Here is a 14,330-nt window from a genome sequence, read left to right as displayed (position 1 = left end):
AGGCAACCAGCGGCACGCCCGGGCCTCCCGGCCCGGGCGTGCTGTCATGCGGAGCTGATCAGACCAGGTCGAACCGGTCCAGGTTCATGACCTTGACCCAGGCGGCGACGAAGTCCTTCACGAACTTCTCCTTCGCGTCGTCGCTCGCGTAGACCTCGGCGAGCGCCCGCAGCTCGGAGTTCGAGCCGAAGACCAGGTCGGCGCGGCTGCCGGCCCACTTGACCTCGCCGGTGGCGGCGTCGCGGCCCTCGAACGTGGTCTGGTCCTCGGAGGTCGCCTTCCACGTCGTGCCCAGGTCGAGCAGGTTGACGAAGAAGTCGTTGGTCAGCGAGCCGGGCGTCGAGGTGAAGGCGCCGAGCTGGGACTGCTGGTGGTTGGCGCCCAGCACCCGCAGGCCACCGACCAGGACGGTCATCTCGGGGGCGCTCAGGGTGAGCAGGTTCGCCCGGTCGAGCAGCAGGTACTCGGCCGGCAGGCGGTTGCCCTTGCCGTGGTAGTTGCGGAACCCGTCGGCGGTCGGCTCGAGCGCCTCGAAGGACTCGGCGTCGGTGTGCTCTTCCGTCGCGTCCACACGGCCCGGCGTGAAGGGGACCTCCACGGCGAACCCGGCTTCCTTGGCCGCCTTCTCGACGGCGGCGGTGCCGCCGAGGACGATCAGGTCGGCCAGGGAGACCTTCTTGGCGCCGGCGCCGGCGTTGAACTCCTGCTGGACGTTCTCCAGGACGCGCAGCACCTGGGCCAGCTCGTCGGGCTCGTTGACCTCCCAGCCGCGCTGCGGCTCCAGGCGGATGCGGGCGCCGTTGGCGCCGCCGCGCTTGTCGCTGCCGCGGAAGGTGGAGGCGGAGGCCCAGGCGGTCGTCACCAGCTGCCCGACGGACAGACCCGACTCGAGGAGCTTGGTCTTCAGGGTCGCGACGTCCCCGGCGTCGATGACCTCGCCCTCGGGCTCGGGCAGCGGGTCCTGCCAGATCAGGGTCTCCTCCGGGACCTCCGGGCCGAGGTACAGCGACTTCGGGCCCATGTCACGGTGGGTCAGCTTGAACCAGGCGCGGGCGAAGGCGTCCGCGAACTCCTGCGGGTTCTCGTAGAACCGGCGGGAGATCGGCTCGTAGATCGGGTCGAAGCGCAGCGCCAGGTCGGTGGTGAGCATCTTCGGGCGCTGCTTCTTCGAGGAGTCGTGCGCGTCCGGGACGATCTCCGGGGCGTCCTTCGCCACCCACTGGTGGGCGCCGGCCGGGCTCTGCTCCAGCTCGTACTCGAACTCGAAGAGGTTCTTGAAGAACCCGTTGCTCCACTGGGTGGGCGTCGAGGTCCAGGTGACCTCCAGGCCGGAGGTGATGGCGTCCCCGCCCTTGCCCGTGCCGTAGGTGCTCCGCCAGCCCAGGCCCTGCTCCTCCATGGAGGCGGCCTCGGGGTCGGCGCCGACGTGGTCGGCCGGGCCGGCGCCGTGGGTCTTGCCGAAGGTGTGACCACCGGCGATCAGGGCGACGGTCTCCTCGTCGTTCATCGCCATGCGGCGGAACGTCTCACGGATGTCGCGGGCCGCGGCGAGCGGGTCCGGGTTGCCGTTCGGGCCCTCGGGGTTGACGTAGATGAGGCCCATCTGGACGGCGCCGAGCGGGTTCTCCAGCTCGCGCTCGCCGGTGTAGCGCTTGTCGTCGAGCCAAGTGGTCTCGGGGCCCCAGTACACGTCCTCCTCGGGCTCCCAGACGTCCTCGCGGCCGCCGGCGAAGCCGAAGGTCTCGAAGCCCATCTGCTCCAGGGCGACGTTGCCGGTGAGGATCATGAGGTCGGCCCAGGAGAGGGACTGGCCGTACTTCTTCTTGACCGGCCACAGCAGACGGCGGGCCTTGTCCAGGTTGCCGTTGTCCGGCCAGCTGTTGAGCGGGGCGAAGCGCTGCTGGCCGGCGCCGGCGCCGCCGCGGCCGTCGCTGATGCGGTAGGTGCCCGCGCTGTGCCAGGCCATACGGACCATCAGGGGGCCGTAGTTGCCGAAGTCGGCCGGCCACCAGTCCTGCGAGGTGGTCAGCACCTCGGCGATGTCCTGCTTCACGGCAGCGAGGTCGAGGGCCTGGAACGCCTCGGCGTAGTCGAACTCCTCACCGAGCGGGTTGGCCACCTCGGGGTTCTTGGCAAGGATCTTCAGGTTGAGACGCTCCGGCCACCACTGACGGTTGCCGCCACCCTGGGTGGGGTGCAGGGCACGGCCGTGCGCCACGGGGCAGCCGCCGCTCGTCTCCTCCTGCTTCGCGTCGGTGACGATCGCGTCATGGTTCTCAGTCATGGAAATCCTTCCGGACGGGGTGGAACACGGTGCTCGGGTGGATCACAGCTCAGGAACTGCGGGCGGTGGAGCAGGCGGGGCACAGGCCCCAGTAGATGACCTCGGCCTCGTCGACGGCGAAGCCTCGGTCGTCGGACGCGGTCAGGCAGGGGGCGTGACCGACCGCGCAGTCGACGTCGGCGACGGTCCCGCAGGACCGGCACACGAGGTGGTGGTGGTTGTCGCCGACCCGTCCCTCGTAGAGGGCCGGGCTGCCGGGTGGGTCGAGGCGGCGTATGAGTCCCGCGGCGGTGAGTGCGTGGAGCCCCTCGTACACGGCTTGGACGGAGATGTGGCCGACGCGGCCGCGCACCTCGGAGGCGATCGCCTCGGCGCCGAGGTGGTCGCCGTCCCGCACGGCCTGGAGCAGTGCCACGCGGGCGGCCGTCACCCTCAGGCCGGCGCCGCGCAGTTCCTCGGCGGCGGTGGGGTTCCGGGATGCGGTCATGGCGAACAACCTAGCCGCATAAACACGAGTGATTCAAGAAAACGAACGGTTCAATTTTGGTGTCGCGCGGGTGCGGCCCGGCGTGGCGCCTGTGCGGCTTGGCGTGGCGCCCTTGTTGATGCACTGTGGGCTCCGTCACAGCATCGGTGATCGCGCTTGGGTGGGGTGGCGGGATGGTGTCAGCCGTGGCCGTGTCGCGCCAGCACCGCCCGTGCGGTTTCGGCCATGGCCTCGTCGACCATCCGGCCCTCGAAGCTGAGGGCGCCGACGCCCTCGCGCTGGGCCGCTTCCACGGCTGCGACGAGGCGCGCGCAGCGGTCCAGCTCTTCGGGGGTGGGGGCGAAGACCTCGTTGATCACGGGGACGTGGGCCGGGTGGATCGCCATCATCCCCTCGTAGCCGAGGGCGCGGTTCTGCTCGGCGAAGGCGCGAAGACCCGTCAGGTCGGTGATGTCCGTCCACAGCCCGGTCACCGGGCCAGGTGCTCCGGCGGCGCGGACGTCGAGCAGGACGCGGGAACGGAGGGCCAGGGTCTCGGTGCCCTGAGGGCTCCAGCGGTAGCCGACGGCGCGTTCCACGTCGCCGCCGGGTGCGGTCAGCGCGCCGACGTGGGCGACCCGGGGGGCCGCGGCGGCGATGTCGTGGGCGTCGTACAGGGCGCGGGCCGACTCCAGCAGCGGGACGAGGGCCGTCGTGCCGTCCGGCAGGCCGTGCTCGTGTTCGCACCAGCCGATGAGGCGGTCCGCGAGCCGTACGTCGGCGGCGGTGTGCACCTTGGGCAGGACCACCCCGGCCAGTCCGGGGCGTACGACGGCACGCAGTTCCTCGGCGGCGGTCCAGGCGTCGAGCGGGTTGACGCGGACGAACAGGGCCATGCCGCCGCCCGGTTCCGCCGCGGCCTGCGCCAGGGCCTCGGCCACCCGGGCACGGGCGAGCGGCTTGTCGGGGGCGGGTACCGCGTCCTCCAGATCGAGCACGACGGCGTCGGCACCGGCCGCGCGTGCCTTGGGCAGCCAGTCCGTACGGAGGCCGGGGACGAAGAGGAGGGAGCGGAGCGGGGGGCGGGGGCTGGTCGTGGTGCCGGGCGTGGGCGCGCTGGGGGGCGTGGGCGCGCCGTGGGGTGTCGTGGCGCTGGGGGGCCTGGGCGCGCCGTGGGGTTCAGACGACATCGTTCTTCTCCAGTTCGGCCAGTTCCTGGTCGCTCAGTCCGAGCCAGTCCCGGTACACGAGGTCGTTGTCCTGGCCCAGCGCCGGCCCGGTGCGCCAGACGCGGCCGGGGCGCCTGCGGAAGTGCGGGATGACCGCCTGCATGCGGACGTCGCCCAGCTCGGGGTCGGCCACGGTGACGATGTCGCCGCGCTCGGCGTAGACGGGGTCGGCGGCGATGTCGGCCGCGTCGAACACCCGCGAGGCCACCACCTCGGCGCGGGCGAAGGCCTCCAGGCACTCGGCCGCGGTGCGTTCGGCCACCCACGCCCGCAGCCCGTCGTCCAGCTCCCCGCGCCGTGCGTGCTGTTGCTCCGAGGTGGCGAACTCCTCCCCCGGCAGCCCCAGCAGCCGGGCCACGTTGCGCACGGAGCGCAGGGTCGCGGAGGTCACGGTGATCCACTGCTCGTCGCGGGAGCGGTAGGTGTTGATCACGGCGGCGGGCGCGACCGCCAGCTGGTTGCCGGAGCGCTGCGGCACGGTTCCCAGCTGGTCGTGGACGATGACCTGCCACTCGACGAGCCGGAACAGGGGCTCGAACAGGGCGAGGTCGATCCACTCACCGTCGAACTCGGGTTCGTGGTCGCGCCGGTGGAGGGCGGCGAGGACGGCGTAGGCACCCATCAGACCGGTCACGGCGTCGCCGTGCGAGAAGCCGGTGTGGACGGGCGGCCCGTCCGGGGAGCCGGTCAGGTGGACGACGCCGCTGCGGGCCTCCCCCATCTTGCCGAAGCCGGGGGCGTCGGCCTGGCTGGAGGTGGCGCCGAAGCCGGAGATCTGGAGCAGGACGGCCTGCGGGTTGATCCGGTGCACGGACTCCCAGTCGAGCCCCCAGCGGCGCAGGCGCCCGGCGCGCAGGGTGACGATGACGACGTCCGCCCAGGCGACGAGCCGGTGGGCGACCGCGCGGCCCGCCTCGTGGTGCAGGTCGAGGGTGACGGAACGCTTGTTGCGGGCGGCCACCTTGAACCACAGGGGAACGCCGTCGCGCCGGGGCCCCATCGCGCGGGCGGCGTCGCCGGCGCCGGGGGGTTCGACGTGGACCACGTCCGCGCCCTGGTCGGCGAGCATCGAGCCCGCGAGCGGGCCGGCCACCACATGGGCGAACTCGACCACTTTCAGTCCGCGCAACTGCCCCTGTCCGGTGGCGTTCGGCATGTCCTTGTCCGGCACGGATGCGTCCCCTCGGCTCAGCTGGTCGGTTCTTCAGACTGCCGAGGTGCAGAAATGCCTGTCCAGCAAAAGAACGCCATCAATCCATGCGCTTGGCGCATGAATAGGGCCTCGCCCGTGGCTCAGGCCCAGGAGACTCCCGGCGGTAGGTCCCTGCCCTGGGCGCGGAAGTCCTCGAGCGTCTCCAGGAAGTGCTCGGTGACGCGCGGGAGGGTGCGGCGGGCACGCAGGGCGATGTCGAGGCGCCGGTCCACCACGGGGTCGACGAGCGGCCGGAACACGAAAGGGCCGGTGCCCACCAACGGCAGCACCAGGGCGGGCAGCGCGCTCACGCCGAGTCCGGCGGCGACCAGTCCGCCCACGGTGGCGACACTGCCGGCCTCGGCCGCCGGTACGGCGTGCGCGTCGACCTGGCCGAACGCGGCGTCCGTCAGCCGCCGCACGCTCGAGTCCCGTCCGACGGCGAGGAACGGCTCGCGGGCCAGGTCCGCCCAGCCGACCTCGTCGCGGGCGGCGAGCGGATGGTCCTCGCGCAGGACCGCGACGAAACGGTCGCGCACCAGCGGACGCTGCTCCAGCCGCTCCGGCGGCACGCCGACCGTGGTGATCGCGAAGTCCGCGTCGCCGGACAGGACCCGGTTCAGCACGGCCCGTTCCAGGCCGTCGAGCAGGCGGACGGCCACGCGCGGCCGGTCCGTGCGGAAACCGGAGATGACCTGTGGAAGCAGCACCGCGGCGACGGACGGCAGGGTGGCGACGGCGACGGTGCCGGACTCTCCGAGCAGGAAACGGTCCAGTTCCTTCATCCCGGCCCGGTGGGCGCTGAGGATCTGTTCGGCGATCCGCAGCGCCTCGGTGCCCGCGGCGGTCAACTGCACGTTGCGCGTGTCCCGTTCGAGCAGCTGGGCGCCGACCTGCCGCTCCAGGTCGGCGACCGCGCGGCTGAGGGACGACTGCGAGACGCCCAACTGGGCGGCCGCCGCGGTGAAGCTCGTCGCCCGGGCGACGGCCGCGTACGCCGTGAGCTGACGCAGGGTGGCATCCATGGCCGGGAAGCGTACGTCAGACGGGGCCGATTGATGCGGGGATCGCATGGACAGATGCCGGTTTGATGCTGGACAGGGATCATCCGGCGCTCGGACACTCTCGGCTATCCCCGCACGCCCCGCTCTCCGCCGCCGGGGACCGCGACCCGAGAAAGCGAGCGCCACCATGCCGGCAGCCCTGGGCTTCGCCACGATCGCCCTGTTCCTGTTGCTCACCATGACGAAACGGGTCTCGGTGCTGGTCGCGCTGGTGCTGCTGCCGGTGCTCGCGGCGCTGGCGGGCGGGTTCGCGGGCGAGCTGGGCGGGATGGTGCTCGACGGGCTGTCGAAGGTGGCGCCGACCGGCATCATGATCGCCTTCGCCGTGCTGTACTTCAGCCTCATGGTGGACGCGGGTCTCTTCGATCCGCTGATCCGCGGTCTCCTGCGGCTGGCCCAGGGTGATCCGCTGCGGGTCACCGTCGCCACGGCCGTCCTCACGCTGTGCGTGGCCCTGGACGGCGACGGGGCCTCCACGTTCCTCATCACCGTCTCCGCGCTGCTGCCCGTCTACCGGAAGCTGGGCATGAGTCCGCTGGTGCTGTCCGGGGTCGTCTGCCTGGCGGCCGGCGTGATGAACATGATCCCCTGGGGCGGGCCGACGGTGCGTGCCATGGCGGCGCTGAAGCTGGAGAGTTCGGACGTCTTCACGCCCGTGCTGCCCGCGATGGGTTTCGGGATCGCGTGGGTCCTGGTGGCGTCCTGGCTGATCGGCCGCCGGGAGCGGCGGCGGCTCGGCGCCCTCACCGGGCCGGGCGAGAAGACCACCGCCGGCGAGCCGGTTGCCGCGTCCGGTGCCGGGCCGGTTCCCGCGACGGCCCCCACGCCCGGAGACGGACCCGGTGCCGTCCGGGTCGCGGCGCCGGCGCCGCGCCGGCTGACGCTCTTCAACCTGCTGCTGACCGTCGTGCTCGTGGTGGCGCTGATCCTGGAGGTCATGCCGCTGCCGGTGCTGTTCGTCCTCGGGTTCGCGGTGGCGCTGCTGGTCAACCATCCGACGTGGGAACAGCAGCAGGCGCTGCTCGACCGGCACGCGAAGAACGTCGTCCTCGTGACCACCATGATCTTCGCGGCCGGTGTGTTCACGGGGGTCCTCACCGGGAGCGGGATGATCGGCGACATGGCCGAGGCGCTCGTGTCCGTGATACCGGACTCCCTCGGCGGGCATCTGCCGGTCCTCGTGGCCGTCACCGGCATGCCGTTGAGTCTGGTCTTCACCCCGGACGCCTACTACTTCGGCGTCCTGCCCGTCCTCGCCGAGACGGCGCACGGCTTCGGCACCGACCCGGCCGAGGTCGCCCGGGCCGCCGTCCTCGGCCAGATGACGACGGGCTTCCCCCTCAGCCCGCTCACCGCCGCCACGTTCATCCTGGTGGGCATGAGCGGCGTCCAGCTCGGCGAGCACCAGCGCTTCATCTTCCGCTGGGCCTTCGCCACCACGCTCGTGATGACCGCCGGCGCCGTCCTCACCGGCGCCCTCTCCCTCTGACGGAGGATCGGCACGCCCGCCGGCCCCTCACGGTTCGTCCCGCTGCTGCTCGCCGTGTCGCTCGCCGGCGCCGCGCTGCCCGCGGCCACCGCCCAGGCCGGCCCGGGCGGCGGTCTGCCGTCCTTCGCCGGCTCCGTCACCTCGCGTACGTACGACGGCCGCGACGACGACCTGCTCACCGCCGGGCTGGGTTTCGCGGGACTGCGCCGGGCCACTCCGCCGGCCGTCCCACGCCGGCCGCGCTGCGGCGGTGGGCCGTATGGGCCGCGGCGGGGCTCTCCGGGAGCGACGCGGGCGGGCTGGGACGGCTGTACGGGCTCCGAGGAGCGGGCGTGGGCGTGCCGGGTGGGCCAGGGCCTCGACGCGACCCGGCGCGACGGCGACCTGCACGGCAAGTCCGCCCCGGTCGTGCACGGCCGCGACGACACCCGGGTCCCGGTCAACCACAGCTCCCGCCCCTACCTGGGGCTCAACTCCCGTACGGAGCACGGCAGGAGCGCGCTGTCCCGCGTGGAGGTCGAGCACGCCCACCACAGCGACAGCACCGCACCCGGCTTCGGCAACCGCTACGTCCCGCTCGGCTTCTCCTTCCAGCAGGCACTCGACCTGATGTGGGCCCGGCTCACCGAGGGCCGCGCCCTGCCGCCCAGCCAGGTCGTGCGGACCGTGCCGCGCGGGGGCGAACCCGGGCGCGCACCCGCGCTCACCCGAGCCCATGTGCCGCCCGTCCCGGCGTCGGACTGAGAACCGTCCCGGCTACCGGTCCTCCGACGAGGTCAGGCGTTCGAGCTGGGCGGCGGCCGTCGCGGCCTTGCGGTCCGCCTCGCGGACGCGGCGGTCGGCCGTGCGCGCCCGTTCCCGGGCCGCCCGTTCGGCGAAGCGGGCCTGCTGGTGTTCCTCCCTGGTGCGGGCCAGTTCCTCGGTGAGTTCGCCGATGTGCCGTTGAAGGCGGTCCACCTGCTGTTTCGCCTCCTCCACGGCCTGGCCGGCGGCGGCCGCCTCGTCCTTCAGCGCCCGCAGCTCCCGGTCGGCGGCCTCGGCGTCCCGGCGGGCCTGTGCCAGCCGTCGCCGCTGTTGCTCGGTGGCCTTCCGGTCCGGACGGGCGGGGGCCGGCGCGGCGGACGGCCGGCGCGGCGTCGTGGCGCTCTTCGGGACGGCGCTCGCGGCGGCGGCCGGGAAGCCGACGGCGGCACTGAGCGGCTTGGCCAGCCGGCCGCCCGCCCACGCCTCGGCGGCCTCGGGGTCGGCCAGCACGGCGTGCAGGGTGTTCTCGACCTCGCGCTGCACTCCTTCCCCGATCGGATGCCCGGCCTCAACGGCGAGCTGCCGGACCTGAGCCGACAGGGCGCGGATGAGCGCGTGCTGCTGCCGGCTCAGTTCGCGCAGCTGGGTGCGGTCCAGGGACTGGTGGGCCTGCCGCAGTCCTTCGCCCAGGCGGAGCAGGGGCTCGACATCGCCGGGCCGGCTGCGGACCAGGAGGTTGCTGGCCCAGGCGGCGAGGCTGGGTTTGCGCAACGCGCCGATCCGCTCGGCGAGTTCCCGGTCGCCGGCCGTGCGGGCGGCGGCCACGGCCGATGAGCGGGCGGCGGTGAACTCCTCCGGCCGCAGGGCGTACAGCTCGTCGGCCACAGCGTCGAAGTCCATAAGCGTCCCTTTCGCATGGCGGCGCTGTTCCGATCATCCCAGGCGGGGCCGCGAGAGGCGCGTGGAGCGCGGCGTTCCGGCATGGCTGAACGCTTCGGAGGCACCCCGTTCATGATCCAGAAATCGACGGTTTAACATATGAGCGCCGCCTAGCTCGAAAGATGGATCTGTGACTGTCAACGACGACTCGTTCACCAACTGGAAGAACCGCGAGGAGATCGCGGAGTCGATGATCCCGATCATCGGGAAGCTGCACCGGGAGCGGGACGTGACCGTCCTGCTGCACAGCCGCTCCCTGGTGAACAAGTCGGTGGTCAGCATCCTCAAGACCCACCGGTTCGCCCGGCAGATCGCCGGTGCGGAGCTCTCGGTCACCGAGACGCTGCCGTTCCTGCAGACCCTGGCCGCGCTCGACCTCGGGCCGTCCCAGATCGACATCGGCATGCTCGCCGCGACGTACCGCGAGGACGACCGCGGTCTGTCGGTCGCGGAGTTCACCGCCGAGGCCGTCGCCGGCGCCACCGGAGCCAACAAGATCGAGCGCCGTGAGGGCCGGGACGTCGTCCTCTACGGCTTCGGCCGCATCGGCCGGCTCGTGGCCCGGCTGCTGATCGAGAAGTCCGGCTCGGGCAACGGCCTGCGGCTGCGGGCCATCGTCGTGCGCGGCGGAGGCGAGCGGGCCGCCGAGGATATCGTCAAGCGCGCCTCGCTGCTGCGCCGTGACTCCATCCACGGCCAGTTCCAGGGCACGATCACCGTCGACGAGGCGACCAGCACGATCGTCGCCAACGGCAACGCGATCAAGGTCATCTACGCGAACGACCCGTCCGAGGTCGACTACACGGCGTACGGCATCAAGGACGCCATCCTCATCGACAACACCGGCAAGTGGCGCGACCGCGAGGGCCTGTCCACGCACCTGCGCCCCGGCATCGACAAGGTCGTACTGACCGCGCCCGGCAAGGGCGACGTCCCGAACATCGTGCACGGCGTCAACCACGACACCATCAAGCCGGACGAACAGATCCTGTCCTGCGCCTCCTGCACCACGAACGCGATCGTGCCGCCACTGAAGGCGATGGACGACGAGTTCGGCGTCCAGCGCGGCCACGTGGAGACCGTCCACTCGTTCACCAACGACCAGAACCTGCTGGACAACTACCACAAGTCCGAGCGCCGGGGCCGGTCCGCGCCGCTCAACATGGTCATCACCGAGACGGGTGCCGCCTCCGCCGTCGCCAAGGCGCTGCCCGACCTCAAGGCGAAGATCACCGGCAGCTCCATCCGGGTCCCGGTGCCGGACGTCTCCATCGCGATCCTCAACCTCCAGCTCGCGCGCGAGACCACCCGGCAGGAGGTGCTCGACTACCTGCGCGAGGTGTCGCTGACCTCGCCGCTGAAGCGCCAGATCGACTTCATCAGCGCGCCCGACGCGGTCTCCAGCGACTTCATCGGCTCGCGCCACGCCTCGATCGTCGACGCCGGCGCCACCAAGGTCGAGGGCGACAACGCGATCCTCTACCTCTGGTACGACAACGAGTTCGGCTACTCCTGCCAGGTGATCCGTGTCGTGCAGCACGTGTCGGGGGTGGAGTACCCGACGTACCCGGCTCCGGCGGTCTGAGCCCTGGGGACCACGCGGGGCGTGTCCGGCTGGCACGCCCCGCGTTCCCATGCGTCAGGAGCGGGTCAGCTCGATCCTGTACTGCCGTGTCCGCGAGCCGTCCTCGCTGCTCACGGTGACGACGGCCAGGCGTGACGTCTCCCGGCGGACGCTCACGCTCGCGTACGGGTCGCGTGGCGTGGCGGTGACCTTCGCCCGGTCCGGATGGTCGGTGCCCACCCGGTAGCCGGTCCGGTCCGGGTCGAAGCCGCCGATCGCCGCGCCGTCCACCTCGATCGACGCGGCGGCGTCGTCCGCGGAGGCGCCGGGTGTCCTGGCGAAGAGCTCGATCTCCCCGAGCGTGATGTAGCCGCCCGGCCGGGCCGTCATGACCACGCGTACCCCGGTCACCGGGCCGGAGGCCCGCACGGGCACGTCGACGACCGGTGCGCCCTCGGTGCCGACGGGCACGGTCTCGCTCGCGTCGGTCCAGGTGCCGTCGGCCCCGCGCACCTGCACCTTCAGGGACTCCGCGAAGCTGACGTTGGTGCCGTCGCGGTGGAAGTGGGTCACGACCCGGGTCAGATCGCGCGCCTCGGGCAGGGTGAAGGTGATGGTGTCGGACGGGTTCTTCGTGCCGGACCTCCAGTTCGACCAGGCCTTCTCGGTGGTGTTGCCGTTGCGCAGACCCTCGGCGGAGTACCCGCTCTCGGTGTAGGTGGCGCCGACCGTCACGCCCTCGTCGGGCGCGGCGTTGCGCTCCCGTGGTGCGGTGACCTGGACGCGTACGGTCGCCGCCGCCCCGGTGCCGCCCGGGACGTGGGCGGTGCCGCGCAGGGGCACGACTCCGGCCTTGTCGAACGCGCCGTCGGGTGCGGGGTCCCAGGTGACGGGGAGGTCGGCGGCGCCGCCGTGCCGTCCGACGCCGGTGACGGTGGCGGGCAGGCCGGGCGTGCCGCCGGTGTAGGTCTTGGCGCGGGCCGGGAGGGTGGCGGCGATGGTGTCCACGGTGACGACCGCCTCGGCCGGGATGGTCCGTCCGAGTGCGTCGGTCGCCCTGCCCTTCACCCGCACCGTTGCGGGCTTGCTCCAGCGCGCCTCGGAGGGCAGCGTCCACCGCACGGGGAGGGCGCCCCGGGCGCCGTCCCGGAAGACGGGCGTCACGGTGCCGGGCAGTTCGGGCACGCGGCCGGGGACGGTGAACACCTTGGCCGGCTGCGTACGCAGCACCGTCTCGTCGGTCACGCCCCAGCGCTGGTTCGCGGTGGAGGTGGGGAGGAGGGCCGACACGCGGGCGCCGTCCGCCGTCGACTGCCCGACGACGTCGAGCAGCCGGCCCGTGGCGGCGTTGACGAAGGTCCAGGTGCCGTCGCCGGTGGTCGACATGATCCACTGCCCGGACGGGGTGCCGGTGTCTTCGAGCACGGCCTCGTCGTCCCGTACGGCGAGACGCTCGCCGGTCTGCGCGTTGACGAGCGCGTAGCGCTCGCGATTGCTGTCCCCGCGGGTCAGCTTCTGCACGGACCACAGCTGGGACTTGGCGTCCGGGTCGGCCGTACGGACGACGACGCCCTTGCCGTCGGCGGCCGGGGCCAGGGACTTGCCGCTCTGGGCTCCCTGGAGGCGGTAGACGTGGCCGGGCTGGACGAGTGCGGCGTCCTCGGCGGTGCCCGACACGCCGTCGACGAGGAGGCTGGTAACCGACTTCGCCGGGACGGTCACCGTGGCGGAGTCGTCCTTCACCCGCACCGGTGTGCCGCGGACGAGCGCTCCGCCGGCACTGGTCACCACGGGCGTGACGGTGGCACCGGGGCTGACGCGCCGGAACCGCGAGAGGTCCAGGGTGACGGCGCGCGGGGTCGTGCCATTGTTGACGTGCACCACGGTCGCCCCGCGGCCGGACTTGCGTACCGCGGCGACGCTGGAGGGGTCGTCGGCCTTGACGAAGTGGTCGCCGGGCCGGATGTGGTGGGTGAAGTTGCGCAGGGTGTGGAACTTGGTGTTGGCCCGGACCGGGCAGGTCTCCAGGGTGTCCTTCGCGGTGCAGTTGAACGGGATGTGGATGCTGCCCCAGTTCTTGCCGGCCTGGGCCTGCGGGATGGAGTCCTCGACGGGCTGCCACAACACCCAGGCGGACGGCTCCAGTTCCCGGATGTCCTCGACGACCCGGGTGGCGATGCCGAGCCCCGGTTCCATGCCGGTGAAGTCGGTGCCGGTCCCCCAGGTGCCCTCGACCTCGCTCATCCAGAACGGCTTGTCCGCGGCCTTGGCGCTGTCCCGTGCGCTGGTGCGCATGCCGGTGCCGTACGTGTGCACGTTGAGCTGGTCGACGGCGGCGCGGGCGGAGCCGTCGTAGGCGTTCCAGTTGCGGACGAAGGTGCTGGGGTTGGTCTCGTCCATCGCGGAGATCGTCGCGCGGGTTCCCGACTTCTCCAGTGCGCGCCGCAGGGCCAGGACGACCTTCTGCTGGAGTTCCGGGCCGGCGTGCGCGCCCTCCTGGCGGCCGCCGGTGGGCTGTCCGTCGGGGCCGATCTGGGTGCCCCAGTAGTTGGTGTTGGGCTCGTTGAGCGGGGCGATGGTGTCGAACGTGATGCGGTGTTTCTTCTCCAGCTGCTCGGTCACCTTGACCAGGTAGGCGGCGAAGTCGTCGACGCGGTCGGCCCGGATCTGGTCGGTGCCCGCGTCGAAGCCGCCCGAGACGTAGCCGCTGACGGTCTGGAACCACGGCGGGGAGTTGCTGAAGGCTTCCCAGCGGGTGACCTTCTTCTTGACGCGGTCCACCCACCAGCGCTGGCCCGGGTCGGCGGACCAGTCCCAGTGGTCGGGGTTGTCGGGGTTCCACCAGTCGGTGTCCTGTCTGGTGGTGCCCTCGGGGGCCTTCCAGAAGCCGTCCATCGTCGCGCCGGTCTTCATGTAGTCCTTGCGGACGTCCGGGGCGTTGCCGCCGCCGATGTTGTAGCGCGCGATGTTGAGGCGGAGGCCGTCCTCACCGAAGAGCATGTCGGCGAGCTTCTGCCGGATGGGTTCCGGGTAGCGGCCGGTGATGTTGGCGAACCAGACGAGGCTCGTCCCCCACCCTTCGAACTCCTGCTGCCGGTAGGACGGGTCGATCCGTACCGTGACCGCGCTGCCGGGCTGTTCGGCGGCAGGGGCACGGGGAGCGGCAGTGGCAGGAGGCACGGTCAGGAGTCCCGCGCCGAGTGCCAGGGGGACGCTGACCGCCCAGGCACGGGCGAGGCGATGTCTGCTGGGCATGAATTCCCTTCGGGAGCGAACAGAACCGCGCAGAACCAATCGAGTTTCCCGAATGTTTTAGGACGGCAATCAACACGTCAAGAGGTACGACGAGTTGAGACCGG

Annotated in this window: 10 protein-coding genes; 3 read left to right on the top strand and 7 right to left on the bottom strand. The window is 72.0% G+C overall.

All coding sequences use genetic code 11. The annotated features are described in order from the left end of the window. Positions 1-58 precede the first annotated feature (58 nt). The 5 genes from katG to ACFZDA_RS16870 all read right to left on the bottom strand — a co-directional run bounded on the left by katG (position 59) and on the right by ACFZDA_RS16870 (position 6,196). Complete coding sequence (gene katG / locus ACFZDA_RS16890; RefSeq protein WP_391081314.1) at positions 59-2,284, bottom strand: catalase/peroxidase HPI; 2,226 nt, start codon at positions 2,282-2,284, stop codon at positions 59-61. 49 nt (positions 2,285-2,333) lie between these two features. Beyond that, positions 2,334-2,771 (bottom strand): transcriptional repressor, encoded by a 438-nt coding sequence (locus ACFZDA_RS16885; protein WP_391081311.1) that lies wholly within the window; start codon positions 2,769-2,771, stop codon positions 2,334-2,336. Between the two features lie 179 nt (positions 2,772-2,950). Then, a complete protein-coding gene (locus ACFZDA_RS16880; protein WP_391081308.1) occupies positions 2,951-3,940 on the bottom strand; it encodes an aldolase/citrate lyase family protein in 990 nt (329 codons plus the stop codon). Then, positions 3,930-5,135 (bottom strand): CoA transferase, encoded by a 1,206-nt coding sequence (locus tag ACFZDA_RS16875; protein ID WP_391081740.1) that lies wholly within the window; start codon positions 5,133-5,135, stop codon positions 3,930-3,932. Before ACFZDA_RS16875 ends, ACFZDA_RS16880 begins: the two co-directional genes overlap by 11 nt. Positions 5,136-5,272: 137 nt before the next feature. Next, a complete protein-coding gene (locus ACFZDA_RS16870; RefSeq protein WP_391081306.1) occupies positions 5,273-6,196 on the bottom strand; it encodes a LysR substrate-binding domain-containing protein in 924 nt (307 codons plus the stop codon). Positions 6,197-6,362: 166 nt separating this feature from the next. On the opposite strand from ACFZDA_RS16870, the gene ACFZDA_RS16865 reads away from it, so the two are divergent. Beyond that, positions 6,363-7,724, top strand: a complete 1,362-nt coding sequence (locus ACFZDA_RS16865) for a citrate:proton symporter (RefSeq protein ID WP_391081303.1) — start codon at positions 6,363-6,365, stop codon at positions 7,722-7,724. 54 nt (positions 7,725-7,778) lie between these two features. After that, positions 7,779-8,468: a 3-hydroxybutyrate oligomer hydrolase family protein gene (locus tag ACFZDA_RS16860; protein WP_391081301.1), complete on the top strand. Its 690-nt coding sequence runs from the start codon at positions 7,779-7,781 to the stop codon at positions 8,466-8,468. A 12-nt stretch (positions 8,469-8,480) separates the two neighbouring features. Here ACFZDA_RS16860 and ACFZDA_RS16855 read toward each other — a convergent pair whose 3' ends face one another. Then, positions 8,481-9,368, bottom strand: a complete 888-nt coding sequence (locus ACFZDA_RS16855; RefSeq protein WP_391081298.1) for a hypothetical protein — start codon at positions 9,366-9,368, stop codon at positions 8,481-8,483. 169 nt (positions 9,369-9,537) lie between these two features. On the opposite strand from ACFZDA_RS16855, the gene ACFZDA_RS16850 reads away from it, so the two are divergent. After that, positions 9,538-10,992 carry a glyceraldehyde-3-phosphate dehydrogenase gene (locus ACFZDA_RS16850; protein WP_391081296.1) on the top strand — a complete coding sequence of 485 codons (1,455 nt, stop codon included), beginning with the start codon at positions 9,538-9,540 and terminating at the stop codon, positions 10,990-10,992. 54 nt (positions 10,993-11,046) lie between these two features. On the opposite strand, the gene ACFZDA_RS16845 is transcribed toward ACFZDA_RS16850, so the two are convergent. Beyond that, positions 11,047-14,226 carry an RICIN domain-containing protein gene (locus tag ACFZDA_RS16845; protein WP_391081293.1) on the bottom strand — a complete coding sequence of 1,060 codons (3,180 nt, stop codon included), beginning with the start codon at positions 14,224-14,226 and terminating at the stop codon, positions 11,047-11,049. Positions 14,227-14,330 lie beyond the last annotated feature (104 nt).

The organism is Streptomyces sp. NPDC007991 (assembly GCF_042958445.1).
In the GTDB taxonomy this organism is placed as follows: Bacteria; Actinomycetota; Actinomycetes; order Streptomycetales; family Streptomycetaceae; genus Streptomyces.
This window is presented reverse-complemented; position numbering and strand designations above follow the sequence as displayed.